Source organism: Lysinibacillus sp. GW823-FHT02G10, from assembly GCF_058797135.1.
Map to the genome: position 1 here is coordinate 478,437 of NZ_JBXAJI010000002.1, position 25,632 is coordinate 504,068.

26 protein-coding genes are annotated in these 25,632 nt (G+C 38.4%); 12 read left to right on the forward strand and 14 right to left on the reverse strand.

Annotation, left to right across the window (positions count from 1 at the left end):
* Window positions 1-9: 9 nt before the first annotated feature.
* Window positions 10-876: an ABC transporter permease gene (locus tag AC1RFD_RS12195; protein WP_259948550.1), complete on the reverse strand. Its 867-nt coding sequence runs from the start codon at window positions 874-876 to the stop codon at window positions 10-12.
* Window positions 877-878: 2 nt separating this feature from the next.
* Window positions 879-1,841: an ABC transporter permease gene (locus AC1RFD_RS12200; protein ID WP_004225947.1), complete on the reverse strand. Its 963-nt coding sequence runs from the start codon at window positions 1,839-1,841 to the stop codon at window positions 879-881.
* A gap of 219 nt (window positions 1,842-2,060) precedes the next feature.
* Here AC1RFD_RS12200 and AC1RFD_RS12205 point away from each other — a divergent pair, with 219 nt between their 5' ends.
* The 4 genes from AC1RFD_RS12205 to AC1RFD_RS12220 all read left to right on the forward strand — a co-directional run bounded on the left by AC1RFD_RS12205 (window position 2,061) and on the right by AC1RFD_RS12220 (window position 6,612).
* Window positions 2,061-3,662: an ABC transporter substrate-binding protein gene (locus tag AC1RFD_RS12205; protein ID WP_066038103.1), complete on the forward strand. Its 1,602-nt coding sequence runs from the start codon at window positions 2,061-2,063 to the stop codon at window positions 3,660-3,662.
* 63 nt (window positions 3,663-3,725) lie between these two features.
* A complete protein-coding gene (locus AC1RFD_RS12210; RefSeq protein WP_009371458.1) occupies window positions 3,726-4,796 on the forward strand; it encodes an amidohydrolase family protein in 1,071 nt (356 codons plus the stop codon).
* Window positions 4,793-5,935 (forward strand): amidohydrolase family protein, encoded by a 1,143-nt coding sequence (locus AC1RFD_RS12215; protein ID WP_492474935.1) that lies wholly within the window; start codon window positions 4,793-4,795, stop codon window positions 5,933-5,935. Before AC1RFD_RS12210 ends, AC1RFD_RS12215 begins: the two co-directional genes overlap by 4 nt.
* Window positions 5,936-5,940: 5 nt before the next feature.
* Window positions 5,941-6,612 (forward strand): AroM family protein, encoded by a 672-nt coding sequence (locus AC1RFD_RS12220; RefSeq protein WP_054549906.1) that lies wholly within the window; start codon window positions 5,941-5,943, stop codon window positions 6,610-6,612.
* A gap of 46 nt (window positions 6,613-6,658) precedes the next feature.
* Here the strand turns inward: AC1RFD_RS12220 and AC1RFD_RS12225 are convergent, their stop codons facing one another.
* Entirely contained in the window at window positions 6,659-6,976 is a 318-nt protein-coding gene (locus AC1RFD_RS12225) for a hypothetical protein (RefSeq protein WP_009371464.1), read from the reverse strand.
* 137 nt (window positions 6,977-7,113) lie between these two features.
* On the opposite strand from AC1RFD_RS12225, the gene ytzI reads away from it, so the two are divergent.
* The 4 genes from ytzI to AC1RFD_RS12245 all read left to right on the forward strand — a co-directional run bounded on the left by ytzI (window position 7,114) and on the right by AC1RFD_RS12245 (window position 8,831).
* Window positions 7,114-7,260 carry a YtzI protein gene (gene ytzI / locus AC1RFD_RS12230; RefSeq protein ID WP_004225932.1) on the forward strand — a complete coding sequence of 49 codons (147 nt, stop codon included), beginning with the start codon at window positions 7,114-7,116 and terminating at the stop codon, window positions 7,258-7,260.
* A gap of 29 nt (window positions 7,261-7,289) precedes the next feature.
* Window positions 7,290-7,451, forward strand: coding sequence for a hypothetical protein (locus tag AC1RFD_RS12235; protein ID WP_004225927.1), 162 nt, complete (start codon window positions 7,290-7,292; stop codon window positions 7,449-7,451).
* A complete protein-coding gene (gene yidD / locus AC1RFD_RS12240) occupies window positions 7,448-7,681 on the forward strand; it encodes a membrane protein insertion efficiency factor YidD (protein WP_016992521.1) in 234 nt (77 codons plus the stop codon). The genes AC1RFD_RS12235 and yidD overlap by 4 nt, the downstream gene beginning before the upstream one ends.
* Window positions 7,682-7,790: 109 nt before the next feature.
* The gene (locus tag AC1RFD_RS12245; protein WP_313870370.1) at window positions 7,791-8,831 is read left to right on the forward strand and encodes a metal ABC transporter solute-binding protein, Zn/Mn family; all 1,041 of its coding nucleotides are present in this window, start codon (window positions 7,791-7,793) and stop codon (window positions 8,829-8,831) included.
* A 21-nt stretch (window positions 8,832-8,852) separates the two neighbouring features.
* Here the strand turns inward: AC1RFD_RS12245 and AC1RFD_RS12250 are convergent, their stop codons facing one another.
* The 6 genes from AC1RFD_RS12250 to AC1RFD_RS12275 form a co-directional block, all read right to left on the reverse strand.
* Entirely contained in the window at window positions 8,853-10,004 is a 1,152-nt protein-coding gene (locus tag AC1RFD_RS12250) for a transglutaminase domain-containing protein (RefSeq protein WP_048391056.1), read from the reverse strand.
* Window positions 10,005-10,134: 130 nt separating this feature from the next.
* On the reverse strand, window positions 10,135-11,559 hold the full coding sequence (locus AC1RFD_RS12255; protein WP_349532116.1) for an o-succinylbenzoate--CoA ligase: 1,425 nt from the start codon (window positions 11,557-11,559) through the stop codon (window positions 10,135-10,137).
* Window positions 11,560-11,776: 217 nt separating this feature from the next.
* Window positions 11,777-12,595 carry a 1,4-dihydroxy-2-naphthoyl-CoA synthase gene (gene menB, locus AC1RFD_RS12260; protein WP_492474936.1) on the reverse strand — a complete coding sequence of 273 codons (819 nt, stop codon included), beginning with the start codon at window positions 12,593-12,595 and terminating at the stop codon, window positions 11,777-11,779.
* A gap of 63 nt (window positions 12,596-12,658) precedes the next feature.
* A complete protein-coding gene (gene menH, locus AC1RFD_RS12265; RefSeq protein WP_416141066.1) occupies window positions 12,659-13,468 on the reverse strand; it encodes a 2-succinyl-6-hydroxy-2,4-cyclohexadiene-1-carboxylate synthase in 810 nt (269 codons plus the stop codon).
* Complete coding sequence (menD, locus tag AC1RFD_RS12270; RefSeq protein WP_066038111.1) at window positions 13,465-15,180, reverse strand: 2-succinyl-5-enolpyruvyl-6-hydroxy-3-cyclohexene-1-carboxylic-acid synthase; 1,716 nt, start codon at window positions 15,178-15,180, stop codon at window positions 13,465-13,467. The genes menH and menD overlap by 4 nt, the downstream gene beginning before the upstream one ends.
* Window positions 15,173-16,558 (reverse strand): isochorismate synthase, encoded by a 1,386-nt coding sequence (locus AC1RFD_RS12275; protein ID WP_492474937.1) that lies wholly within the window; start codon window positions 16,556-16,558, stop codon window positions 15,173-15,175. Before AC1RFD_RS12275 ends, menD begins: the two co-directional genes overlap by 8 nt.
* 247 nt (window positions 16,559-16,805) lie before the next feature.
* On the opposite strand from AC1RFD_RS12275, the gene AC1RFD_RS12280 reads away from it, so the two are divergent.
* Complete coding sequence (locus tag AC1RFD_RS12280; RefSeq protein WP_054549900.1) at window positions 16,806-17,726, forward strand: 1,4-dihydroxy-2-naphthoate polyprenyltransferase; 921 nt, start codon at window positions 16,806-16,808, stop codon at window positions 17,724-17,726.
* A gap of 12 nt (window positions 17,727-17,738) precedes the next feature.
* Here AC1RFD_RS12280 and AC1RFD_RS12285 read toward each other — a convergent pair whose 3' ends face one another.
* From AC1RFD_RS12285 to AC1RFD_RS12305, 5 genes are all read right to left on the reverse strand, one after another.
* Window positions 17,739-18,665 carry a dipeptidase gene (locus AC1RFD_RS12285; protein WP_492474938.1) on the reverse strand — a complete coding sequence of 309 codons (927 nt, stop codon included), beginning with the start codon at window positions 18,663-18,665 and terminating at the stop codon, window positions 17,739-17,741.
* A gap of 47 nt (window positions 18,666-18,712) precedes the next feature.
* Window positions 18,713-19,162, reverse strand: a complete 450-nt coding sequence (locus AC1RFD_RS12290) for a TraR/DksA C4-type zinc finger protein (RefSeq protein ID WP_333879445.1) — start codon at window positions 19,160-19,162, stop codon at window positions 18,713-18,715.
* 75 nt (window positions 19,163-19,237) lie between these two features.
* Window positions 19,238-19,999, reverse strand: a complete 762-nt coding sequence (locus AC1RFD_RS12295; RefSeq protein WP_492474939.1) for a MerR family transcriptional regulator — start codon at window positions 19,997-19,999, stop codon at window positions 19,238-19,240.
* A 142-nt stretch (window positions 20,000-20,141) separates the two neighbouring features.
* Window positions 20,142-21,356 carry a diaminopropionate ammonia-lyase gene (locus AC1RFD_RS12300; protein WP_281216025.1) on the reverse strand — a complete coding sequence of 405 codons (1,215 nt, stop codon included), beginning with the start codon at window positions 21,354-21,356 and terminating at the stop codon, window positions 20,142-20,144.
* 135 nt (window positions 21,357-21,491) lie between these two features.
* On the reverse strand, window positions 21,492-22,487 hold the full coding sequence (locus AC1RFD_RS12305) for an ABC transporter substrate-binding protein (RefSeq protein WP_281216024.1): 996 nt from the start codon (window positions 22,485-22,487) through the stop codon (window positions 21,492-21,494).
* A 144-nt stretch (window positions 22,488-22,631) separates the two neighbouring features.
* On the opposite strand from AC1RFD_RS12305, the gene AC1RFD_RS12310 reads away from it, so the two are divergent.
* The 3 genes from AC1RFD_RS12310 to AC1RFD_RS12320 are packed head-to-tail and all read left to right on the forward strand — an operon-like array spanning window position 22,632 to window position 25,498.
* Window positions 22,632-23,633, forward strand: coding sequence for a FecCD family ABC transporter permease (locus AC1RFD_RS12310; protein ID WP_048391034.1), 1,002 nt, complete (start codon window positions 22,632-22,634; stop codon window positions 23,631-23,633).
* A complete protein-coding gene (locus AC1RFD_RS12315; protein WP_048391031.1) occupies window positions 23,633-24,688 on the forward strand; it encodes a FecCD family ABC transporter permease in 1,056 nt (351 codons plus the stop codon). Before AC1RFD_RS12310 ends, AC1RFD_RS12315 begins: the two co-directional genes overlap by 1 nt.
* Before the next feature lie 15 nt (window positions 24,689-24,703).
* The gene (locus AC1RFD_RS12320; protein ID WP_054549894.1) at window positions 24,704-25,498 is read left to right on the forward strand and encodes an ABC transporter ATP-binding protein; all 795 of its coding nucleotides are present in this window, start codon (window positions 24,704-24,706) and stop codon (window positions 25,496-25,498) included.
* Window positions 25,499-25,632 lie beyond the last annotated feature (134 nt).

Below are 25,632 nucleotides of genomic sequence, written 5' to 3' on the forward strand. Positions count from 1 at the left end.
CCCCTTCCATTAAACTTTCATTTTCGGATCTAATGCATCTCGTAATCCATCCCCTAATAGGTTAATTCCAAGAACTGTTAATAAAATACAAATGCCTGAAAATGTTGCCATTTGGGGATTTAATACTAAAAAGTCTTTGCCATCTTTTAAAATACTGCCCCATGAAGCTGTCGGTGGTTGAACGCCTAATCCTAAAAAGCTAAGGGCAGCTTCTGAAATAATAGCGCCAGCTGTACTCATCGTTCCATAGACAATTAAAGGGGCTAAACAGTTCGGTAATATATGGCTAAAAATGATCCTCGTATGTGTAGCACCTAAAGAATGCGTTACTTCAACGAATTCTTCCTCTTTTACACTTAACACCTGTCCTCGAATAAGTCGTGCGAAACCTGGAATATTAGCAATACCAATCGCAACAATAACATTGACAAGTCCTTGCCCTAATACCGTCATTAATGTAATAGCTAGTAATATAAATGGGAATGCGAAAAGACCATCCATTGTGCGCATAATAATGGAATCAATGCGTCCACCAAAATACCCTGCCACTAAGCCTAGCAGTGTGCCAAACACAGCACCAAATAGCACCGCCGCAATCCCAACAATCATTGAGATTCGTGTACCGTAAACTAAGCGACTAAACAGATCACGGCCATAGTTATCTGTTCCTAATAAATGTCCTTCTGTATTCATCGGTAAAAACGATTTACCGACAATCATTTCATTCGGTGGATGGGTAGCAATTAATGGGGCAAAAATAGCAACAATACCCATTAAAGTGACAATGATTAACCCAATTGTCGCTAATTTATTTTTTAGCAACTTGCGCAATAACGTATTTCTTTTTTTCGTTTCTTGGACGATTGCTTGAGTCATTGTTATTTTTTCCCCCCATCCGATTCTAAATTGACCTTAGGATTAACCACTTTATAAAGTACATCGACTACTAAGTTAACAAGCACAAAGATAAACGCAATGAAAATAACAGTACCTTGGACGACTACAAAGTCACGTTTATCAATGGCATCTACAATTAATCGACCCATCCCAGGCCAACTAAAAATTGTTTCTGTTAAAACCGCTCCGCCCAGTAAATTAGAAATTTGCATTCCTAACACGGTTAAAATCGGTGTTAGCGCATTCTTAAATGCATGTTTACCAATTACTAAATATTCTTTAATACCTTTAGAACGAGCTGTTTTAATATAATCTTGCGAAATAACCTCTAACATACTTGAACGGGTAATCCGTGCAAATGTCGCCATTGGAATCGTTGCTAAAGCAAATGCTGGCAAAATTAAATGCTTCAAATAGGTCCACAGGCCATCGCTGATATTCCCCATCCCAGTTGCTGGGAACCAACCAAGGTTAACACTAAAGAATAAGACAAGCATGATGCCCAACCAGAAAATTGGCATAGATACACCAACTAATGACACAAGCATTACAACATAATCAATGATGGTATTTTGCTTTCTCGCTGCAAATATTCCTGCTGGGATGCCAATCACGACTGCTATTAACAGCGCTGCCAATGCCAATATCACTGTATTAGGGAACCTTTCGAGAATAAGTCCGATGACAGACTCACTATAAGAATAGGAATATCCTAAATTTAACTGTGCTAGATCTCCTACATATGAAATAAATTGCGAAGGCATGGATTTATTTAATCCTAGCTCTTCTCTTAAATTCTCTACATCTTCTACACTCGCTTGTGGTCCAAGCATGACTGAAGCCGGGTCACCAGGAATCATTCGCGTAATAATAAAGACGATAATTCCTACTACTAGCAGTGTCGGGATGAGGTTAACTAATCTTTTTAAAATAAATGAGCCCATCTTAGCAAGACCTCCTTTTCATTATTAGAATCAGTGGTTCATATTGTGAATAACCACATAGTACACCACTTAATAATTGTTTGTAAATATATTTTTTTCTGAATCTTTGTAATTTTATATTTACTTTCTATTTACAAGTGTGCTAATTTTAATCTCGAACCTACCATTTTTGAATCAACGGTTCATATTGTGAAACAAAAACTAAGGAGGCTAGTGCATATGAAGAAATTAAACGTAAGAAAGTCTTTACTACTACTCTTTTTAACTTTACTAATTGGTGTTTTAGCTGCTTGTGGTGGAAACACTGAGAAAAGTACTACAACGGATGAAAAAGAGGGAGAAGCTACTTCTGGAGGCACATTAAATATTGGTTTGTCAGCCAATGCAAAAACATTTGATCCTATCAAATATACAGGGGTTTATGAATCACAGGTGATGCGCCAAATGGGTGATACGTTAGTTGTTTATAACAAAGATCTATCTGATATCATCCCTTCGTTAGCAACTGAATGGAATGTATCAGAGGATATGTTAGTCTACACATTCAAATTACGCGAAGGTGTTAAATTCCAAAAAGGTCAGTATCAGGATGGCCGTGAAATGACAGCTGAAGATGTGAAATACTCTTTAGAACGCTCTGCTAAAGAATCTGCTATGAATCGTTTAAGTGGTGTAACAGAAGTGAAAGTGTTATCGGATTATGAAGTAGAGATTCACTTAGCTACACCAAATGCTGCCCTACTTGCTATGCTAACGGATGCAGGGAATATTATTATTCCAAAAGAAGAAGTTGAAGGATGGGGCGATAATTTTTCTGAACACTTTGTTGGTACAGGTCCATTCCAACTAACAGAATGGAAAAAAGACCAAGAAGTAAAATTAGTTCGTCACGATAATTACTGGGGCGATAAGCCAAATGTCGATAACTTAACAATGAAGTTTATCTCCGATCAAAATATGATGACAAACGCATTACGTTCTGGTGATATTGATATTGCCATGGACGTTAAAGGTCAAAACCGAGAAATCATCAACCAAGATAGTAACCTTGAGCTTTTAACAAATCCAGGTCTATCGATTGTTTATCTTGATCTTAATAACAAAGTAGGTCCAACTGCTGACAAACGCGTTCGTGAAGCGATTTATATGGCAACAAATGTAGAGGAAATTATTTCTGGCGTTAACCAATGGGGTGGCGGCGATGTTTCTTATTTACCATTACCACCTGGTTCATGGGGATATGATAAATCGTTAGTTGATATGGTACCAAAATATAATCCAGAAGAAGCAAAAAAATTACTAGCAGAGGCTGGTTACGCTGATGGCTTCAAGACAGAGATTTTCGTATCAGAAGCACGTGTTCCTTACGCAACGATTTTCCAAAGTCAGTTAAAGAAGAACTTAAATATTGATGTGGAAATAAAAGTGCTTGAATGGGGTACTTACAGTGATACTGTGGCAAAGGGTAATGCGCCAATGAATATTGGTGGCTGGACTTGGTACCCAGATCCTTATTTCTTCCTTTATCAATTATTCCACACAAATCAAATTGGTGCGTTAGGAAATGGTAAAGGCTACAGCAATCCAGAAGTGGATAAATTATTAGAACGCGCCGTATCAGAAACAGTAGTGCAAGAAGAACGTGCAAAATTATACCAAGAAGCATTAAAGCTGATTTTAGCGGATGTTCCTCGTATTGAATTAGAGGCAACACAAACGGTTGCAGGTGTAAACAAAAAAGTACAGGGCTTTGAGGTTTCTGCTGATAACTCCGTACAAATTGTGCATCCAAATGGTACAAACGTATCCATTACTAAATAATTAAACTTGAAAAGTGGAGATACCAGTCTCCGCTTTTCTCTTCATAAGGAGAGATTTGACCCGATGACACGCTATATAAATGGACTTGTTTTTAATTCTGAGACTCGTAGCTTTAATAAGCAATCTTTTCAAGTGCAAGGGCAATACTTTGAACCCGCTACTCATTCACCTGAAACAGAGTTGGATTTAGATGGCTACTATATTACACCAGGTTTTATCGATAGCTGCTCACAAATCGGTCTAGCTGAAATAGGGATTCGTTGGGAAGGTGATGATAGCTATGAATTTGACTCACATTTGCAATACTCTGTAGTTGATGGCATATACCCATTTGATACTGCTTTTCAAAAAGCTGTTTCTCATGGGGTGACTGCATCTCATATTGTTCCCTCTCCTAAAAGCTTGATAGGTGCAAAAACGGCTATTATTCACCATACACATACAACGGTTGATGAAATGGTTATTTCAAAAGATGTGGCTTATTCCTTCTCTATTGGACATCAGGCAAAAAGTACTTTTTTCGCTGAAAAGAAAAAACCACTCACTCGTATGGGCATCGCCAAAATTTTAAGAGAAACATTACAACAAATTCAGCAACAGGAGCCGTCCATTACGAAAATCGTTATTCGAGCGCACAAAGCCGTTGATCTTGAATTCATTAGCCGCCTTCAACAAGAATTTGGGTCAATTTTTGATTTTCATATTATCCATGGCACTGAAATTACATTCCTTCATGAAACATCCTTTAATACGGTTATAGCTGGTCCTACATTTCGATATATTGAGCACAATGAGATGATGGCACTATCACCCAAACTGTATCATCAACTGTATAAGAACAATATTCCATTCGTTTTTTGTACGGATCATCCTGTTAGTAGCACCTCGCATCTAACATTAGAAGGATGCTTAGCTGTAAGAGAAGGTATGGCACGCCAGGACGTGCTATATGCTCTGACAACCGGGGCTGCAAATTTTCTAGGGATTGCCCATAAAACAGGTGCTATTCGTGATGGTCTTCTTGCTGATTTTGTTATTTGGGATAAGCATCCATTAAATTTAGATGCCCAGGTTGTCGCAACCTATATTAAAGGAACAAAAGTTTATGCACGGGAAGAAGGGTTTACACAATGATTATTTATCATCATGCAAAGTTTCATACAGTCAATGAGCAGAACGATACTTGTGAACAGTTATGGATCGAAGATGGGCGTATTGTCTATATTGGACCAGCCAAAGAATTTCCCCCACAAGCAGAGCTAGTTGATCTACAGGGAGCTTATGTTACACCAGGATTAATTGATATTCATGCACATGTCGGAACATGGGCTGAAGTCACTGAAGACATTAATGATGCCAATGAATATAGCGAACCCTTTACACCTCTTATGCACGCTTTAGACAGTGTAGATATCCGACACTTTTCCTTTCAACATGCGTTAGAAGGGGGCGTAACCACTGTGCAAACTGGGCCAGGTAGTGCCAATGTCATAGGTGGTATTTGGAGCATTCTTAAAACAGCAGGACCTACCCTTTCCTCTCGTGTTTTATTAGAGCGGAGCGGTTTAAAGGGGGCCCTAGGGGAAAATCCGAAAAACGTCTTTGGCAATCAGTATAAGCGCAAGCCGATGACTCGTATGGCCATTGCACAGCTTTTACGAGATGGTTTCCAACGTGCAAGTCAACTCAATGAACAACAACAAACTGAGCAAATTAAAGAAAATGCTGAGTTACGCCCGTTTATTGAAGTACTTCGAGGCGACATGCCACTTCGCCTTCACTGCCATAGAGCAGATGACATTATGACAGCAATTAGAATTGCCAAAGAATTTAATGTGAAGCTTCATTTAGAGCACTGCACAGAAGGCTATCTCATTGTGGATGCCGTTAAAGAAAGTGGATTCCATGCAACGCTTGGGCCCTATATGTTAACGCCATCTAAATACGAAACGCGTCATTCTACACCAGCAATTGCTGCCGTTTTTAAAGAACATAATATTCCATTTGCTATCATGACAGATCATCCATTTGTACCAATTCAATACTTAAAGTATTGTGCCACAGAAGCGATTTGTTATGGTTTAGATGAAGACACAGCCCTCAAAAGTATTACGATCAATGCAGCTAAGCTTGTACAGCTTGATCACCGCATTGGCAGCCTTGAGGAAGGCAAAGATGCTGATTTTGTTGTTTGGTCGCACCCTATTTTTGAAACAGAAGCAAAGGTTTTACAAACTTATGTAAATGGACAAAAATATTACGAAGCGGAGTGAGCGCAATGCAACATTCGAAAATTGCCGTTGTAACAATTGGTCAGGCACCTCGTAAAGATATGGCTGAGGATATACAGCAATTAAGAGAAGCAGGTTTACATGTTCATGAATTCGGTGTACTTGATTCACTATCCTCAGAGGAAATTGCTACACTTTCGCCTTCTCTTGAGGACTCAGATGTTTTAGTGACACTTCTTACCAATGGTCGACAAGTAAAGCTCAGTAAACAAAAGCTCATGCCTTATATTCAAAGCTGCATTGATGATCTACATGAATTCACTTGGATACTACTTATGTGTACAGGAGATTTTACGAATAAATTATCCTATAAAAATCTTTTACTACCTGATCGTATGATGACTAATTTAGTGAAGGGCTTACATACAGAATTAGCCATTGGTTTAATAGGCCCCGAACCCGAACAACATCGAACGGTTGCAGAGAAATGGCAAAAAGCACAGTTCGATGTAACTTTTTCAGCAAGCTCCCCATACCACTTTGATAACCAACATTTATTGTCAAAAGCACAACAATTAGAAGAGCAAGGAGCCGATTTGCTTATTCTTGATTGTATGGGCTATTCCACAACAATGAAAAACATGATTAAAGATCAACTCACTATCCCCATCATCGTCCCTCGAGAAGCGGTTTTTACAATTTTAAAAGCCATTTGTTAATAGAAGAAAAGGTCACTCCTGATTCAGTGACCTTTTCCCCTATTCGCTAGACACGTTTGTTGAAATAAGGAAGCTGCTCAACGAATGCCTTCGTATCATCATCTCCATATTCATGAACAAGTGCATAGATTTTCATTAATCTTTTATCTATTTCATCATTTTCTCTGTCTTGGTGATACTGTATATACGGTAACTGTGCACGCCATGCATTCGAAATTTCTAACAGTTGCATTTGCTGAAAGATTCTCTCAAATACATCTAATGCTTGTCGATCTACATTGAGTTCGAAATTCCATGGCCCTGCATATGGGTTGGTATAATACGTTCTATTGGCAAGTGAAAAATATACGCGCTGACGATCCATCTTTACGATTCACTCCTTTTTCCATAGTATGGGGTGATAGGTGGTGTTTTATTCGCTTTTATGTCAAACTTCCTTCACAATTAATAGAACCAGATAATTTATAATAGGTATGATGAATAAAGAACGGAGTGAATACTATGAGTTTAACTACGCTCTTAATAGTCGCAGTTATCATCGTTATTTTAATCACCATTGCGACAATTATCAGTGTCAACCGTGCCTATGCCTTTAAACATACTGTTGATGAAAAACCGAAGCAAAACTATCATCAAGAGGAAAATTAAATACCATTACTGAATTTGGAGTGAAAGAAATGGGCGTACCTTTACCAATTATCATTATGATTGCGATGATGATGCTAATGTTTGGTGTTTCTGTCATTATCATTATGAAGAAAAAAAATAATATTTTTACACAAACAATTGATCCAAAGCCTGAACAACATACGTCTCAGCAAAAGGAAGAGCAACGATGAAATACCCCTTTATTTGGCTCATCCAGTTTTATAGAAAATTTATTTCACCTATGACGCCACCTACTTGTCGTTTTCATCCTACCTGTTCTTCTTATGGGCTCGAAGCTTTTCAAAAGCACGGTGCCTTCAAAGGCTTCCTCTTAACCATTACACGTATATCCAAATGCCATCCATTTCATCCTGGTGGCTTTGATCCTGTGCCTGAAAAATGGCCTTCGAAAAAGAATTAATTTCGGAGGGCATTTTTTTCTTGTACTTTTTTAAGTTGTGCGTTATCATAATAACTGTTCTAAAAAACAAATCGTAATGATTACTATTTAAGAGAGGTATCTTACTTATATGAAAAAACTATCTGTATTATTGTTAGTCGCAGTTCTTGCTTTATTTACTGCCGCTTGTGGAGACAAATCGTCCACATCCCAAAAGACTGAGGAAAAAGATAAATTAAGTATTTATACAACGGTTTATCCATTAAGCTATTTTGCACAGCGCATTGGTGGAGATTATGTTGAAGTAGCTTCAATTTACCCAGCTGGTGCGAATGAACACACCTTCGAGCCAACTCAAAAAGATATGATGAAATTAGCAGATGCTGATATCTTTTTCTATATTGGTTTAGGACTTGAAGGCTTTGTAGAAAACGCTAAAAAAACTTTAGCGAACGAAGATGTCACAATGGTGGCAACTGCTGATGACGTTTCAGATGATAAATTAGCTGTAAGCACAGGACATGTTCATGCAGAAGATGAAGAACATGAAGCAGACGCACATGATGAGCATGAGCACGGTACAACCGAGGAAGAGCATGAACATGAAGCTGAAGAACATGGACATGATGAGCATGAACATGGCGATATCGATCCGCATGTTTGGTTATCTCCTACAATTAGTCAAGATTTAGCACTGGCTATTAAAAACACACTAGTTGAAAAAATGCCAGCTCAGGAGGCAACTTTTAACACTAATTATGATGCATTAGTAAAAGAATTACAGGATTTAGATCAAGATTTCGAAGCAATGACTGACAAAGCACAAAATAAAACATTCTTTGTATCACATGCTGCATTTGGCTATATTGCTGGTCAATACGGCTTAACTCAAGTGCCGATTGCTGGCTTGAATTCACAAAATGAGCCATCTCAAAAGGAATTAACAAAGATTGTAGACAAAGCAAATGAATTGCACATTCACTATATTTTATTTGAACAAAATGTCTCTTCCAAATTAGCAGAGATTATTCAAAAAGAAGTTGGTGCAGAATCTCTTGTCTTGCATAATTTAAGCGTATTAACAGCTGATGATGAAAAAAATAAGGAAACCTATTTCACATTGATGCAAAAAAATATTCAAACATTAGAAAAAGCTTTAAGCGTTCAATAATATGAGTAAGGAGGTGCCCCTCTATTGGGACACCTCCTTTATTATGACGTATTTTTCTTGTGGCATCCGTTTTTCCGTTCGATAAAAAGACCCTAGCCACTTCATTGTTTTTTGCTTAGTCACATGCTTAGCTTTTGGCTGAAGGACAACAAAAGCCATTATACTACTTTCTACTAGCATAGGTGGCCACTCAGTAAAGTTAAACTGAACTAAATTGTCTTGTTTATTTGTTTTTTGAGTAACAAGCTTCATCGGCTGCTCCACTAATGGTTGTACGGCTAACCGATTTTCTCCGATGATTGATAACCCCATAATTTCATTCAATTGATGTTGTATAGGTGACGCTAAACTTTGTCTTTTTGTTTCTTCCTGTAAATCTATATATTTTTCGCTTGTTGCAGCAGGGAAACTTGCATAATCCCAGGTATGATCTTGTGCTAATTGGCGATCCGACACTAAAAAATATTGATAGCGAACTTCTCCTTTACGATCAGGCAAAGGGTCATCCCATGTTACATCAATATGATACCAAGCATGATCAAGTTTCACTAATACCCAGGCATGTAGCTGTTCTCCTACTTTTCCTGGTACATATTGTACCTCAAAACCCAGCATTTCTAACATTCGATATAGCACTAAAGCATATGCCTGACAGACGCCCTTATTCTCCGTTAATAATGTATATGGAGAATATTGACTTCCTTCTGTTTCCTTAGAGTATTCCGCGGACAATACAATAAAATCATGTGCAGCCTGTAGTTTTTCTATGTCACTTAATCCATGCATAGGTGCAATAATATTTTCCAAAGTTTGCTCGACAAATAACGCCTCTGTTTGTGATAGATGGTACGTAAATGCAAAGGCAATGACAATATTATTGCTATAACCTTCGTACTTCCATTGGAAACTTGAAATATTAGTATAAATATAAGAGTTTTCAATTGCATTTTTAGTAATTTCTGTTAGTTCATCTTTTATCTCGGCTAAGTCACCAGTATAACGAATCGAGAATTCGGATGATAGATGCATAACTTCTTTATTAATGAGAGATTGTAGTGTTTCAATTGAATGAGCTGTTGCTACATCTTCTTTTTCATAGTTTGCAAATACTTGCACATGACTCATTTGTAGAACAAATAATATAATGACAACATTATATATATATTTCCTCATATGAGTCATTCTCCTTTACTAAATAGTTTATGCCTCTCTTTTTTTATTATGTTAATAAATGATTAATTTCATGCTAAAAGTTCAAATAAAAAAGAAGCCTTCCTTTTTAGAAGACTTCTTAACAAGATTTTTATTGTAATAATTTCCGTCTCAACAATTTATCCGCACCATTGCGCGGAAGACTGTCTGTAATAATCATTTCTTTAGGCACTTTATATTTAGCAAGTTTCTGTAAACAAAAGGCCTTTAGTTGCTCAACAGATACCTGCTCATTTAACACGATAAATGCAATGGGTACCTGACCCCATTGTTCATCAGGCATACCGCATACACCCGCCTCTTTGACAGCTGGGTGTGTGAGTAGTACATTTTCTATTTCTGCAGGATAAATATTTTCTCCCCCTGAAATGATTAAATCTGCCCTTCGATCAATGACGAATAAATAACCCTCTTCATCCACATAACCAATATCACCTGTATGAAGCCAGCCAGCCTTCGTTGCATTTTTTTGTGCAAAACGTCCAATATAGCCAGGTGTGACATGAGGACCTCGTATGCAAATTTCCCCTTCACCTTTAGCATTTGGCTCAGCAATCATAATTTGATTAAAAAATAAAGGCTTTCCAGCAGAACCAATTTTCCTCATAGCATCTTCACTTGCCAATGTGGCTGTTTGTGAGGAGGTTTCTGTCATCCCATACGTTTGTGCGACAGCTAAATTTAACGCATGTGCTCTCGCTAAATAATCAACGGGAACAGGTCCACCTCCAGCTAACATTAACTTAAAATAAGATGACGCTTTCGCATTGCGTTGCTCTAGCGTATGTAGAATTCGTTCCAAGGTCACCGCTACAACAGACATATGGGTGACATCCCCATCCATAATATTTTGTGCGATAGATTCCACATCAAATTGCTCATATAAAAAGATTTGATTTCCATATAGCAGTGAACGCACTAAAATGGAGAACCCACTAATATGGAATAAAGGGACCGCGCATAGCCAAACGTCCTGAGCCTGTAGCCCAATATTTAAAACGGAGGCAGTGGCACTAGCCTGATGATTTCCAACTGTTTGGCGAACCCCTTTTGGGAAGCCGGTTGTACCAGACGTATACATAATAGTTGTTGTTTGATGAAGAGGCCATTCCTTGACAATATCTACTGCACCCTCTGCACCCTTTTCAATTGCTGAAAATAAATGATAGGTTGTTTCAAATGGTAGCTTTTCTACATCCTCATCGGCAACTAATACCGCTACAGCCTCTGAATCCTCTAGCTGATAAGCCAGCTCATCCTGTGATAGTCTACGATTAAGCATCACCATTTCACATTGCAGATGCATACAGGCATACATCATGATTACAAGCTCAGGCTTACTTGGCCCCATAATAGCAATTCGATCACCCTGTTGAATACCGAGTGTCACTAATTGTCGAGCACGTTTTATCGATTCATCATTCAATTCTTGAAAAGTCCAGCTTTGCTTTTTAAAAGTAAGTGCCTTACGGAAAGGTGTTAAATAAGCTCTTTGTAAAATCCAGTTAGGATACATCTTTGTCACTCCAATCACCCTACATCTTAACGCTTTCCCATATAGTTTGTCTATTATCCATGTAGTATCTAGCTTTTTAATGAATACCTCTATCCTTCACCTATTGAGTTTTATCCACCTCTTAGACACTTCTATCCCCTATTTTTATCTTCAATCTGTTTAAGACATATAAAAAGCTCGTATCTCCAAAAGATACGAGCTTTAAACCCCATACTAATCAAGGGAATCTTGGGAATTGACCGAAATCTGGTTGACGTTTTTCTTTGAATGCATCGCGGCCTTCTTTTGCTTCATCAGTTGTGTAGTAAAGAAGTGTAGCATCTCCAGCCATTTGTTGAAGACCTGCTAAACCATCTGTATCTGCATTCATCGCTGCTTTTAAGAAGCGTAGTGCAGTTGGTGACATTTGAAGCATTTCTTCACACCATTGAACTGTCTCATCTTCCAATTGCGCATAAGGCACAACTGTATTGACTAAGCCCATATCAAGTGCTTGTTGTGCATCGTACTGACGGCATAGGTACCAAATTTCGCGTGCCTTTTTATGACCAATAATACGAGCAAGATAGCCTGAGCCATAACCAGCATCGAATGAACCCACTTTTGGTCCAGTTTGTCCAAAGCGAGCATTGTCAGCTGCAATTGTTAAGTCACAGACAACATGTAAAACGTGACCTCCACCAATTGCGTAGCCAGCTACCATTGCTACTACTGGTTTTGGAATTACACGGATTAAACGTTGTAAATCAAGAACGTTTAGACGTGGAATTTCATCTTCTCCTACGTAGCCACCGTGACCGCGAACTTTTTGGTCTCCGCCTGAGCAGAAAGCATGTTCACCTTCACCAGTTAGAATAATAACACCGATATTTTTATCATCGCGTGCACGTGAGAATGCGTCAATCATTTCCATTACCGTTTTTGGGCGGAATGCATTACGCACTTCTGGACGGTTAATCGTAATTTTTGCGATACCGTTATAGAACTCATACTTAATATCTTCATAAGAATGTAATGTTGTCCATTGACGTGTCATTGAATTGCCTCCTATATCATTAAATTCGTCTCGTTTCTAGCGAGGCGCTAACGTAATCGTATATTACGTTAAATACTCCTCTACTATTGTAGCAAACTCAGCGGGATTTTCCACATGAATTGCATGTCCAGCGTCATTTACTGTTAAATGCTTAACAGTATTTAATAGCGCTTTCATTTCTAGTGCAATTTTACAAAATTTCTCATCCAATGAACCTGTAATTAACAGGACAGGTATTTCTAGTTGCGACAATCTATCCCAATTTGAAGGTTGAACGCCTGTCCCGATACCTCTCAAGCTACCAGCAAGTCCCTCTTCTTTCTGTGATAGTCGCTCTTCTCGAATAGTTTCTCTTACAGTTTTAGGTAGACGTTGCTGTGAAGCAAAAAGAGGTATGCTTTCCCAAGCATTGACAAAGGACAGTACACCATTCGTCATTATTTTTTGCGCTAGTGCTTCATCTCGCTTACAACGTTCATTTTGCTCTTCCATTGTTCGCAAGCCAGGAGATGCACTTTCTAAAATGAGCTGATGTATACGAGCTGGATACGAAATGGCATAAGATAAAGCGATTCTTCCACCCATTGAATAGCCCAACAGCGTAAATTTCTCTAAATGAAGCTGGCAAAATAGTTCTTCTAAATCCTGTAATTGCTCCTCCATAGAAAAACGCTGTACGTGCTGTGGAATAGCTGTTTGACCATGTCCGATTAAATCAACGGCAATAACACGCACATGAGGTAGAGCTTGTGCTAGATTATGCCATGTTGCTGAGCTACCAGTAAATCCATGTAAGGCAACGACTGTATATTCACCGTTTTCATTCCATATATCTACATGGGTTTCAAGACCACGAATCATCCACTTTGTCATGCTTTTAACTCCGCATTAATTCGATTCCATAAACCTCGATGTGCATTCACATTCTCGGTTCTATCTGTAAATATTTCAACTAATCGTAAAGAATGGTTTTTACATGTTGAAAATTTCTCAGAAAGCTCAGAAATTGTTTCCACACGTACATAGTCCATATCATACATATGTGCAATGTCACGGAATTCAAGGGCTGTTGGTGTGCCAAATAAATCCTCATAGTGATCTTCAACAGTTGACTGTGGTAAATAGGAAAAAATACCACCGCCATCATTATTCATCACAATAATCGTTAAGTTACATTCCTGATATCTGGAAGCAATGAGTCCATTCACATCATGTAAAAAGGCTAAATCACCAATCAGTAAATAACTTTCTCGATTATTTCCCTGACTGAAACCGATTGCTGTTGATACGACACCATCAATCCCGTTCGTTCCTCGATTGGCAAAAACACGTAAATCTTTCGGTGTAGCCAATAAAAATGTATCAATATCCCGTACTGGCATACTACTGCTAACGAAAATATCACTACCGTCAGGAATCATTTTGAGTAAACGACTGACTATAGCCCCTTCATCTTTTTCTACCTCTGCGTATTGTTCAATAAACATAGAAGCAAGCTGATTTGCTTTTTGCCATTCGGCTAAGTATGTTTCCTCGATAGCCGTTTCAGTGATAGCTAATTCTGTTAGCCACTGATTGACATTCGCATGAATAAAATGCGTAGATACGCCTGTAGCATCTCTAAACATAGGGTCTTCATCGATAATCACATACGCATTTGGGCGTGACTTTGTAATAAATTGCATTATAAACTTCGAAACTGGTTGTGCCCCTATTCGGATTACTGTATCTGGTTGTACCAGTGCTTTGAAGTCATCACTCTTCATAATGGCATCATAGGTTGTCACGATAAATGGTAAACAATCCTCTGGTACGGATGTACGCATATTCGATAAACTTTCAACAATGACAGGCCACTTCAGCTGACGTACAAATTCCCAAACTATGGATAATTCTGTACCAAGAGCTAACTCACCAATGATCATAAAACCTCTTTTAGTTGATTGTATAATAGAGGATAGTTCCTGTTGATCCCCGCGTGTTGGGGTTAATTGTCCCATACTGCTGTGCTTAAACGTCACTGCTGGTAGCTCCTGCTGTAAATCAATTAATAGTGGTTCACGGAAAGGTACATTAATATGGACTGGTCCAAAAGGTGCGCTCGTGGCAATGGCTACCGCACGAGCAAGATGACGCTCAATAAAAGGCAATGTTGGTTCAGCACCATCTGCTAACGGAAAATCAACACTCCACTTTACATGTGAACCATATAAATTGGGTTGGTTGATAGCCTGTGGGGCGCCTACCTCACGTAATTCATGTGGGCGATCAGCTGTTATAATGATTAATGGTACACGTGCATAGCTTGCCTCCACAATCGCAGGAAAATAGTTAGCTGCTGCTGTACCAGATGTACATAAAAGAACCACAGGCTTAGTAGTTGCCTTAGCAAGCCCTAGCGCAAAGAATGCTGCTGAGCGCTCGTCTACCTGCCGATACATTTTTACTTGTTTAGTAGAAGCAACCGCATAAGCAAGCGGTGTTGAACGTGAGCCTGGACTAACGACAACATTCTCTACACCAGCTTGCACTAGCGATGCGACCATTTTATAAACATAATCTGTTAGTATTTTTCGTTCACTCATGTAATTGTCCCCCTAGCGCACGAAGCATTGGACGGAATTTTACTAATGTTTCTTCATATTCAGATTGCGGTTCTGAATCTGCGACGATTCCACCGCCTGCATATAAATAAGCTTTATCATTTAGTAAGGCTGCTGAACGTATGGCAACTGCAAACTCACCGTTACCCTCTGCATCTAGCCAGCCTATTGGCGCAGCATACAGTCCCCGATTCATCGGCTCATATTTACGGATGGCTGCCAATGCTTCTTTGCGTGGTACACCACCTAAAGCGGGTGTTGGATGTAATGATTTAGTCAATTGTAAGATTGTTGCATCCTGATTTAACTGACCTTCAACAGGCGTATACAGATGTTGAATATCTCGTATTTTTAACAAGCGTGGTCTATCTGGCACCGTCATGTCCACACAATTTTTACGGAATGTTTCCGCAATCATATCCACAACATACTGATGTTCTCCGCCATTTTTAGGGTCATTTAATAAACTTTGTCCAAAAGCCTCATCTTCCTCTGCAGTCTTACCTCGTTTAATTGAGCCAGCAACACAAGAAGAAAATGCTCGACCATCTTCTACTTTCACAAGTCGTTCAGGTGATGCTCCGAAAAATAATAAATGTCTATGCTCTAAACCAAATAAATAGCTTTCTGGTTGTTCATGAATAATTTGAGAAAGTACTTGTGGTGCGGATACATACTCTTTAAATTGCAAAGCAAGTGATCGTGCAATGACCACTTTATCTGCCTTTTTCTGTTTAATTAATGCTGTCACTTGATCGATTGAGGCTAAATAAGGCTCTTTATATGGTTCAAAATAACTTATGATTTCAGGTTTTGTATACGTTTTCACTTCTTTAACCTGAGCTGCATGGATTAAATGATCGCGCTCTTTTCTTAGCGCTTCGAACTGATCCTCAGCCTGTTGGTCTTGTGTCAAAAGGTGAATACTTACGTATGCTTTATCATCGCGTATCACCAGTTGAAACGTTGCTAATGCAAAATAAGCCTCTGGGAAATCCGTCCATTCCCCGTCTACATTATTTTGAGGATCAAATGTAAAACCGCCAAACAAAATTGGTTGTACCGCTTGTTGACCTTTTGGACAGTTTTTCGTTATGTTTTTCCATTCCGCTTCAACTGCATCAAAGCGGTTTTCTTTAGCGTTGTTTTGAATAGTATGAGCATGTCCTAGCCCAACTAATGTCATTGTTTTTTCTCTATTTTGCCAATAAAATCGTTCACCTTTATAACATTCCTCGCCAGCTGCATAGAACGCCAGTGCAGATAGGCGACTTACTTCAATTGTTTCCATATAAAAATGAAGGCTTTGGCCCAAAGAGTCCACTTCTACTTCTGTGGCTTGGTACCACTTCTGTTGCATGAAAATTACCTCCGTTGTTGCAATGTACATAATGAATGATGGTTAAATAACACATCATATTTTAGTTGGCAACACGTTATTCGTACTGTTGCTAATTGTTCTTTTTTATTTTCAGTTCATAAATGCATGTTCTATTGTATCACTTTTTTTCATTAAACAGTATGTAATAAGCTGTGAACCTACCCATTTTCTCAATCTTCGTTTAAAATAAGAAGAGTCGACAACATTTGAAGGAGAGAAAGACCTTATGACCAAAGTCATTGAAGCTGATAGGGGTTTTAAAGTGTGGTGGCATTTAACACGTCCACATACTTTAACCGCTTCATTTGTTCCTGTATTCCTAGGAACAGCAATTGCCTTAGCAATTGAAAAAGAAACAATTGATTTTGGACTATTTTTTGCTATGCTCATTGCAAGTATGCTTATACAAGCAGCAACGAATATGTTCAATGAATATTATGATTACAAATTAGGATTAGATAACGAGCATTCCGTCGGGATTGGCGGAACGATTGTCCGTCATGGTGTACAGCCAAAAACAATTATGATGATTGCATTAAGCTTTTATGCTATTGCCATGCTTCTTGGCATTTACATATGTGCCTCAACATCTTGGTGGTTAGCTGTTGTCGGACTTGTTTGTATGCTTATTGGCTTTTTATATACAGGTGGACCATACCCAATCGCCTATTCGCCATTTGGTGAAATTGTTTCTGGCGCAGTAATGGGGATGGGCATTGTATTAATTGCCTTCTATATTCAAGCGCTTACAGTAACACTAGATGCTGTCTTGCTCTCTGTACCAAGCATGATTTTAGTCGGTGCCATTATGCTATCGAACAATATACGTGATATTGTTGGCGATACAGAAGGCGGACGAAAAACTTTAGCTATTTTGGTAGGACGTGATAATGCAATTTCCGTGTTATCAGGCTTTTTTATCGTCTCTTATTTATGGGTGATTGCTCTTGTAGCAGTTGATGGTATTACTTTTTGGGCATTAATCATCTTCCTAAGTGTTCCAAAACCATTACGTGCCATTCAAATTTTCCGAGACAAAAAAGAAGCCAAAGAGGTAATGCCTGCGATGAAATATACAGCGCAAACAAATACATTCTTCGGCTTCCTATTAGGAATCGGTTTATTAATTCATTATTTCTTTTATTAAGATGCGGCAGCCTTAACGGGTTGCTGCTTTTTTTACATAGCGTCGGAAATTTTGGCTTGCAATACCATACACTTCTTCATCTGAAAAGCGTGTACGTAATGCCTCTAGTAAATTTTGTGCCTCTCCTGCATGGGCTAAGCCACTGACAGTCCTATCAATCCCATCAAAATCGGAGCCTAATCCAATATGCTCCACACCTACCAGTTTAGCTAAATGCTCCACATGCCCCACTAAATGGTCTAGTGTTGCACCTTTGCCTATAAAGAGTGGGAAATAAACTACATGGATATGTCCTCCCGCCTCAACAAGTGCCTTTGCCTGGGCATCAGTTAAGTTACGCGGGTGATCACATAGTGCACGTGCATTACTATGGCTTGCAATAATATGCTTTGCAAGCGGCAAGACATCCCAAAAGCTTTGCTCATTTAGATGGGACACATCAATAATAATATCGCGTTCATTTAATAATTGTATAACTTCTTTACCAAATGGCTTTAAACCAAGAGTTGCATCCTGTTCAGCACCATGGGCCACAGCATTTCCTTCATTCCATGTTAAACCTACCAACTTCACCCCTGCATCCAGTACAGCTGTCAGTTTTGTTAAATCTTCGCCAATGGCACTACAGCCCTCTAAGCTTAAAATGGCTCCTATTTCGTGGGGAGCTAATTGATCTAACTGTGCCCAATCTGTAATATGCACCATGCCCTCTGTTTGTAATACGTGAGTATGGAATGCTTCGATTTGGCGCATGACCTCAAGAAATTGTAGACTTTGTGGGATTGTTGGGTCAATAAAGATAGCGAATACTTGAGCCTCTACTTGCCCTAATTGCAATCTTTTTTGATTAGCATGTATTCGCACATCCTCAGCAAAATTTGCCGTTTCAAGAGTAGTTAACTTTAAAAGCGCATCACAATGTAAATCAATAATCTTCATATCCTCACCTCTACAGTTATTATACTGCTTCTGCGAGGAAAAACTTACTAAATTTTATCCTGTGGTGTATCAGAAGAGCCGAATTCCTCCAGCTCAATAAAATCATCTGATTTTGGTGTTGAAGAAAGAACATCTTCTTCCACTGGTCGTAAATTGTCTTCTTTCTTTTCTGCATGTTCCACACATGTCAGAGCTTGCGGCATTGCCTTTAAGCGACCAATTGGAATTTCTTTACCACAGACTGTACAATTGCCATATGTACCGTCTGCCATTGCTTGAAGAGCTTCTTTTATTTCTTCAGCATTATCACCACGATGCTCATCAATAGCCATTTCTGTAAGCTGATCCGTTAAATCACTTGCATTATCAGCTGGATGATTATCATAATTCGATAATTCTGTCGCTTGAGGTCGCTCTGATTCTTCTATTCGTTGTTCTATTTCTTGTAATTCTTGCTCTAGTTGTCTTTTTAATTGTTGCATTATTTGTTGATCCACAATAATCTCCTCCTCATGCTTTCATTTTTTCCTATTTTACGATTTCTAAAACATGTCAGCATAAGGAAGACCTATTTACTTACTTGTATAAGCTATAATGGCGTCATGCAAAAATTGCGCTGCTCCTGTTTCACCACGTTCATCATAATAAGCTGTAAAGCGTTCATCAGCAATATACATTTGTGCCAGCCCTGCATGTGCCTCTTTGGAATACTCTTTCCACGTAAAGTTGAGCCAGCGTTTATGCAACTCTGCAACTTCCATCGCAATGTCACTTGTAGTATCTCCAAGTTTCATTGCCTCTGCTAAACGTTCAAACATTTGCTGTTCTAGCTGTTGCATCGCTTGATATTGTTGCTCCGTCATGTTCATAAGCTTAGCATTGGATGCATCCACTGTTTCATTCCCATATTTCTCACGGATTTCTTTGCCGTACTGCTTTTCGTTATTCTCAATTAACTTTTCTTTAAAGCCTTTAAATTTTTCTTCATTAGACATTGGTTGTTCCTCCTCAATGGATTGTATTGTTTTTTCTACTGTCTGTAAGATCGTTTCCAACTGCTCTTTGCGTTGAAGCAAAGCAGCTCTATGTGTTTTGAGCGCCTCAGCATGCTGAAAATTTGGTGCTTGAATAATAGCCTGAATTGTCGCTAATTTCATATCCAAAGCACGGTAAAATAAAATCTGCTGCAACATATCGACCTCCCATTGGCCATAAAATCGATAACCTGCCTTATTGGTTCTTGCTGGTTTCAGCAATCCAATTTCATCATAATAACGCAATGTTCTTGTACTAACGCCCGATAGTTGAGCAAGCTCCTGAATGGTATATTCCATCTCATCACCTCCACTAATGCTACTGTAAGCTTTGACGCAACGTTAAGGTCAAGAGTTAAAATAAAAAAATTTAATTAAACTTAATTATACTTTCAAATCCTTTTACAAAAGGAAAATAGCAAACTAGTAAATCACTAGTTTGCTATTGATTCGCATATTTCCCATGCCATACTATTTCTCGATAACTCTCTTTATCTGTATCACCCTCTGTATTAATAAACAGCACCCTTGCTTGTTCATTTAGGTGCAAGGCATGTTTTAATTCCTTATATTGTTCATTAGTCATTATTTCATAAAAGCAACCAAATGGCGCCGCTCCTGATTCACCAGCTATAATGCGAGTGTCTGTAGCTAAAGGATTTCCTAGAACGCGCATACCTGTTGCTGCTATTTCTTCCTCACAGGAGATACTTATTTTTGTGTAGGCTTTTAAGATTTGCCAAGCCTGTGGATTCGGTTCACCACAAGCAAGACCTGCCATTATAGTTTGCATCTCTCCACCAACAGTGACAAATTGATCTGTATTTTTCTTAAAGCTTTCATAATAGCAATTAGCGACATGTGGCTCAACCAAGACAAATGTAATATCCTGCTCATAGTATTGCTGTAAAAATGCTACTACTGCTCCGGCAAAGGACCCCACACCAGCTTGCAAAAATACATGTGTTGGGGCTTGCTGTATCTGTTCAACAATCTCCTGTACAAGGGTTGTGTACCCCTGCATAATCCATAATGGAATTTCATCATAGCCTTGCCACATTGTATCCTGAATCAAAACCCAACCATTTTCTAGTGCAAGCTGTGAGGTATAACGAACAGTATCGTCATAATTCATTGTCGTAATTTCAGCAAAAGCCCCTTCACTTTTAATATGCAGTAACCGCTCAGCGGCGCTACCAGCTGGCATATATATTCTTGCTTGAAAACCCAGTTCTCTTGCAGCCCATGCCACACCACGACCATGATTTCCATCAGTCGTTGAAATAAATGTTAAATTGCCTACTTGCGCTCTTACTTCTGGAGTTTTTAACTGTTCAAACGATAGCTCCTCTATATTCCTTCCAAGCTTATTGGCAACATATTGCGCAATTGCATAAATACCTCCTAAAACTTTAAAGGCATTTAAACCAAATCGATAAGATTCATCTTTAATCATAATTTTTTCTACATCTATATATGAAGATAGTGCCTCAAGATGATGGAGTGGTGTCTTCTCAAATTGCTCATATGTACGCTGAAATTGACCAACTTTCCTCACTTGATCTAGTGAAAAATATGGAAGTATTGCTGTTGCTTGTTTTATATGATCTTGCTCTAAATAATGCTGATTATAAACCCACCTTAATTTTTCCTTCATCGTCATCCCCCTCAATTTATGGTCAATATCTACATCATAGTCTATCTAACTTTAAAGTACCAGGAGAGTATATATTAGGAAGTAAAAAAACTATACATTTATCGAACATCGATAAATGTATAGTTTATAAGAAAATTATTTAACAAAGATTTCTTTCACTTGATCTAGCATAATATTCGCAGCTAAAATGCCTCCAGCCGTATTCCAAATGACATCATCCACCTTATGTGCATTGCCTTTTTGGACTGCTGTTAAGTTTTTCCAAAGCGGGTCTTGTGTCCACTCTTGTTCAGTTGCTAGTGCTGAATCATCGCCTGTTGGCATGTACGTGAAGTAGAAAATAACATCCCCATCCATTTGAGGGATCGCTTCTTTCCCTACTTCAATCGCTAAGTTTCCTAGTTTAGCATTATCTTTAAATAAATCTGCTTGCGCTGCAACACGTTTAAATCCTAAAGCATCAAAAATCACACCTGAGAATGAATCTGTGTAATAGATACGAGATTTATCGGCCATAAAGCGTACAAATGAAACTTCTTGGTTGGTTTGTTCTCCAAGTTCTTCTTTCAGAGCTTGTAACTTATCTTCGTAAGCTTTTAGAACTTCTTCACCTTTTGTTTCTTGATTTACTGCTTTAGCGTATAATTTAAAATTCTCTTTCCAGTCACCACGTAATGTATCAGAAAACACAGTTGGAGCAATTTTGCTAAGTTTAGCATAATCTTTTTCTTGTCGTAATTTATTGCCAATGATTAAATCTGGCTTTAAAGAAGCAATTTTTTCGATATTTATTTCATGTTCAATACCGACAACCTCTACACCTTCCATTTGATCCTTGATGTGATCATACCATGGATCGCCTGTCCAAGATTGAACAGCACCTACTGGTTTAATACCTAGAGCTAATAATGCTTCTGTTCCTTCATTAGTTAAAACAACGATACGTTTTGGTGTGTCTTTTACTTCAGTTGTCCCCATTGCATGGTCAATACTGTAAGCATTGCTTTCTTTTGTACTTTCTTCTTTGGCATTATCTTTAGAAGTACCGCATGCTGCCAGAACAAAAATAGCAACCACAGCTAGTAAAACTAATAGTTTTTGAAAAGCTTTTTGCACCTTTTCTTCCTCCATTGTATATGATAAAATATTTAAGCATATTTGACGAGAATGAAAATCACTTTCATCTGTCTAAGAACGATATTAATCGTATTGTATGTAACTATCAAAGTCAATAACTAATTTATTAATTTTCCAAGAAAAGAGTACACGTTAAATATGATATTAAAAAATAATTATTCTAAAATGATTGCTTTACTAGTAGGAGTCATACTATTACTTCTTTCTATGGGGATCAGTATTGTGTATGGTTATGCAAATACTTCTATTCAAACTACGTATGAATCTTTTAGACAATTTAACAATTCAAATGAGCATCTTATTATTCAAAATGTTCGAATTCCAAGAGCTCTTATAGCCAGTTGCGTTGGTGCTTCATTAGCTATTACAGGCGTGCTTATGCAGACCTTAACGAAAAATCCATTAGCCTCTCCTGGAATTTTGGGCATTAATGCAGGAGCAGGCTTTGCTGTTGTCTTTGCCATGATTTTTTTCCACATTTCAAGCTTGCAATCTTTTGCGTGGATTGCATTTCTTGGTGCAGCAATCGCTGCTTTATCCGTTTATGGAATTAGTTTCTCAGGTAGAGATGCTGTTACTCCAGTGAAAATAACTTTAGCTGGTGCTGCCATCAGTGCCCTATTTGCATCATTTACGCAAGGTTTACTCGCTACAAATGAAGCAGAGCTTGATCAAGTTTTGTTTTGGTTAGCAGGTTCTGTACAAGGTAGAAAACTTGAAATTCTACTATCTGTTCTACCGTATCTAGTAATTGGGTGGATTGCTGCCCTCATCATTTCCCCCAAAATGAATATTCTCGCTCTTGGAGATGATGTAGCAAGAGGTCTTGGTTTACGTTTAGGACTTATGAAGATATTGGTCGGTCTTATTGTTATTTTTTTAGCAGGGGGAGCAGTTGCAATTGCTGGCCCCATTGGTTTTATAGGGATTGTCGTTCCCCATTTTGCGCGTAAGTTTGTCGGCACTGATCATCGATGGCTTATTCCTATGGCTGCTTTACTTGGGGGGATACTTTTATTGCTGGCTGATGTTGCGGCTCGTTATATTATCATGCCACAAGAAGTTCCAGTAGGAGTCATGACTGCTATGATTGGCACACCATTCTTTATTTACCTTGCGCGAAAAGGTGGAAAAAAATAATGAAACATGTAAAAACAATTCGTTTACTTCAACAAAAAATTTCATTTTTAATAGATGTACAAGCTATAAAAAAATTAACAGTGATTTGCATACTAACTCTTGCCGTGTTCTTTCTTAGTGCATCATTTGGTGATTCATTCATCAATCCATTTAAAGTTTTACAAGCTTTTTTTGGTTACGGCTCAGATTTTGATCAACTGATTATTATTGATTTTCGAATGCCTCGAATTTTCATGGCCTTGTTTGCTGGAATGGCGTTAGCCGTCGCAGGTGCAGTTTTACAAGGAATCATTAAAAATCCACTTGCCTCACCTGATATAATCGGCATATCTGCTGGTGGTGGGGCAGCGGTTGTTGGTTTCTTAGCCATTTTCAGTGATTCTAATCACTCTTTAACAGTTAGTATAGAGTGGTTGCCATTAGCAGGATTCATAGGTGCTACTATCGTCGGATGTATAGTCTACCTATTTGCTTGGAAAGATGGTGTCACACCAAATCGTCTTGTCTTAATCGGTATTAGCGTGTCGGCATTCATGCAAGCAATTACTACAATGTTAATGATTATCGGCCCAATTTATCAAGCAAGTGAAGCGAATAAATGGATTACGGGTAGTGTCAAAAGTTCGGATTGGGATCAAGTACAAATCGTTGTTCCATTGATTATTGTACTTCTACTTATCACCTTTTTTATTACTCGGCAGTTAAATGTTCAAGAATTAGGTGATGATACAGCATCAAGCCTAGGGCAGCCTGTTCAAAAAACACGCCTTTACTTAATTCTATTATGCTCCAGTTTAGTAGCGAGTGCCATAGCATTTGCTGGTGCTATTGGGTTTGTAGGATTAATGGCTCCTCATATTGCACGACGCATTGTTGGTTCATCGTTCGGTGTACTTATTCCGGCATCCGCAGCAATTGGTGCATTGCTTGTAATGGTTGCAGATATTATAGGTCGTACAGCATTTAGCCCATTAGAAGTACCCGCAGGCGTCTTTACTGCTGCTATCGGTGCTCCTTACTTTATCTATTTATTATTTAGAAACCCTAAAAAATAAAGGAGTCTATACTACATGACTGAATCTTTATTAACCAAATCTCTAACATTAAGTTATGGTGATTTCAATATTATCGAAGATCTCAATTTATCTATTCCTTTGAATGAAATTACTGTATTAATCGGAGCGAATGGCTGTGGTAAATCCACACTCTTACGCTCCATTGCTCGATTATTAAAACCTAAAAAAGGCTCCGTTTTATTAGACGGTGAGGATATTTTTAAATTATCTACAAAACAAGTGGCTAAAAACCTCTCTATTCTTCCTCAATCTCCTGTTGCACCAGAAGGCTTAACTGTCCTACAACTTGTGAAACAAGGTCGCTATCCTTACCAAAGTTGGCGACAACAGTGGACTGAAAAGGATGAAGAAATCGTTTTAAGCGCTTTAAAAGCTACAGGTACAGAGCATTTACAAGATAGACCAGTAGATGAGCTATCAGGAGGACAACGTCAACGTGCTTGGATAGCTATGACGCTTGCTCAAGATACAGATATCATTCTTTTAGACGAGCCTACGACATACTTAGATTTAACTCATCAAATAGACGTTTTAGATTTACTATTCGAATTGAACCAACAGCAAAAGCGAACTATTATTATGGTACTACATGATATTAATCTTGCTTGTCGCTATGCCGATCATATTATTACAGTGCGTGACCGTGGTGTCTATCGTCAAGGGAAACCAGAAGAAATTATGACCACTGATTTAGTTAATCATGTGTTTGACCTTGATTGCCAAATGACGACAGATCCAATCTTTGGTACACCTCTTTGCATCCCATATGGAAAAGGGCGAAAAATTTAATCGCTAATTTGAAAAACAACAAGCCTACACAGTTTAATCCTTCTGTGTAGGCTTTCATTTATTATAGCTTTGTTATAAATCTAAATATCAAGTAAATTAAAAAGTGCAGTAGATGTAAATTCATCTACTGCACT

Bases quoted from the DNA above. Each gene is read 5' to 3' on its own strand.
- AC1RFD_RS12195 (WP_259948550.1), bottom strand. From the start codon at position 876: ATGACTCAAGCAATCGTCCAAGAAACGAAAAAAAGAAATACGTTATTG.
- AC1RFD_RS12200 (WP_004225947.1), bottom strand. From the start codon at position 1,841: ATGGGCTCATTTATTTTAAAAAGATTAGTTAACCTCATCCCGACACTG.
- AC1RFD_RS12205 (WP_066038103.1), top strand. From the start codon at position 2,061: ATGAAGAAATTAAACGTAAGAAAGTCTTTACTACTACTCTTTTTAACT.
- AC1RFD_RS12210 (WP_009371458.1), top strand. From the start codon at position 3,726: ATGACACGCTATATAAATGGACTTGTTTTTAATTCTGAGACTCGTAGC.
- AC1RFD_RS12215 (WP_492474935.1), top strand. From the start codon at position 4,793: ATGATTATTTATCATCATGCAAAGTTTCATACAGTCAATGAGCAGAAC.
- AC1RFD_RS12220 (WP_054549906.1), top strand. From the start codon at position 5,941: ATGCAACATTCGAAAATTGCCGTTGTAACAATTGGTCAGGCACCTCGT.
- AC1RFD_RS12225 (WP_009371464.1), bottom strand. From the start codon at position 6,976: ATGGATCGTCAGCGCGTATATTTTTCACTTGCCAATAGAACGTATTAT.
- ytzI (WP_004225932.1), top strand. From the start codon at position 7,114: ATGAGTTTAACTACGCTCTTAATAGTCGCAGTTATCATCGTTATTTTA.
- AC1RFD_RS12235 (WP_004225927.1), top strand. From the start codon at position 7,290: ATGGGCGTACCTTTACCAATTATCATTATGATTGCGATGATGATGCTA.
- yidD (WP_016992521.1), top strand. From the start codon at position 7,448: ATGAAATACCCCTTTATTTGGCTCATCCAGTTTTATAGAAAATTTATT.
- AC1RFD_RS12245 (WP_313870370.1), top strand. From the start codon at position 7,791: ATGAAAAAACTATCTGTATTATTGTTAGTCGCAGTTCTTGCTTTATTT.
- AC1RFD_RS12250 (WP_048391056.1), bottom strand. From the start codon at position 10,004: ATGAGGAAATATATATATAATGTTGTCATTATATTATTTGTTCTACAA.
- AC1RFD_RS12255 (WP_349532116.1), bottom strand. From the start codon at position 11,559: ATGTATCCTAACTGGATTTTACAAAGAGCTTATTTAACACCTTTCCGT.
- menB (WP_492474936.1), bottom strand. From the start codon at position 12,595: ATGACACGTCAATGGACAACATTACATTCTTATGAAGATATTAAGTAT.
- menH (WP_416141066.1), bottom strand. From the start codon at position 13,468: ATGACAAAGTGGATGATTCGTGGTCTTGAAACCCATGTAGATATATGG.
- menD (WP_066038111.1), bottom strand. From the start codon at position 15,180: ATGAGTGAACGAAAAATACTAACAGATTATGTTTATAAAATGGTCGCA.
- AC1RFD_RS12275 (WP_492474937.1), bottom strand. From the start codon at position 16,558: ATGCAACAGAAGTGGTACCAAGCCACAGAAGTAGAAGTGGACTCTTTG.
- AC1RFD_RS12280 (WP_054549900.1), top strand. From the start codon at position 16,806: ATGACCAAAGTCATTGAAGCTGATAGGGGTTTTAAAGTGTGGTGGCAT.
- AC1RFD_RS12285 (WP_492474938.1), bottom strand. From the start codon at position 18,665: ATGAAGATTATTGATTTACATTGTGATGCGCTTTTAAAGTTAACTACT.
- AC1RFD_RS12295 (WP_492474939.1), bottom strand. From the start codon at position 19,999: ATGGAATATACCATTCAGGAGCTTGCTCAACTATCGGGCGTTAGTACA.
- AC1RFD_RS12300 (WP_281216025.1), bottom strand. From the start codon at position 21,356: ATGAAGGAAAAATTAAGGTGGGTTTATAATCAGCATTATTTAGAGCAA.
- AC1RFD_RS12305 (WP_281216024.1), bottom strand. From the start codon at position 22,487: ATGGAGGAAGAAAAGGTGCAAAAAGCTTTTCAAAAACTATTAGTTTTA.
- AC1RFD_RS12310 (WP_048391034.1), top strand. From the start codon at position 22,632: ATGATATTAAAAAATAATTATTCTAAAATGATTGCTTTACTAGTAGGA.
- AC1RFD_RS12315 (WP_048391031.1), top strand. From the start codon at position 23,633: ATGAAACATGTAAAAACAATTCGTTTACTTCAACAAAAAATTTCATTT.
- AC1RFD_RS12320 (WP_054549894.1), top strand. From the start codon at position 24,704: ATGACTGAATCTTTATTAACCAAATCTCTAACATTAAGTTATGGTGAT.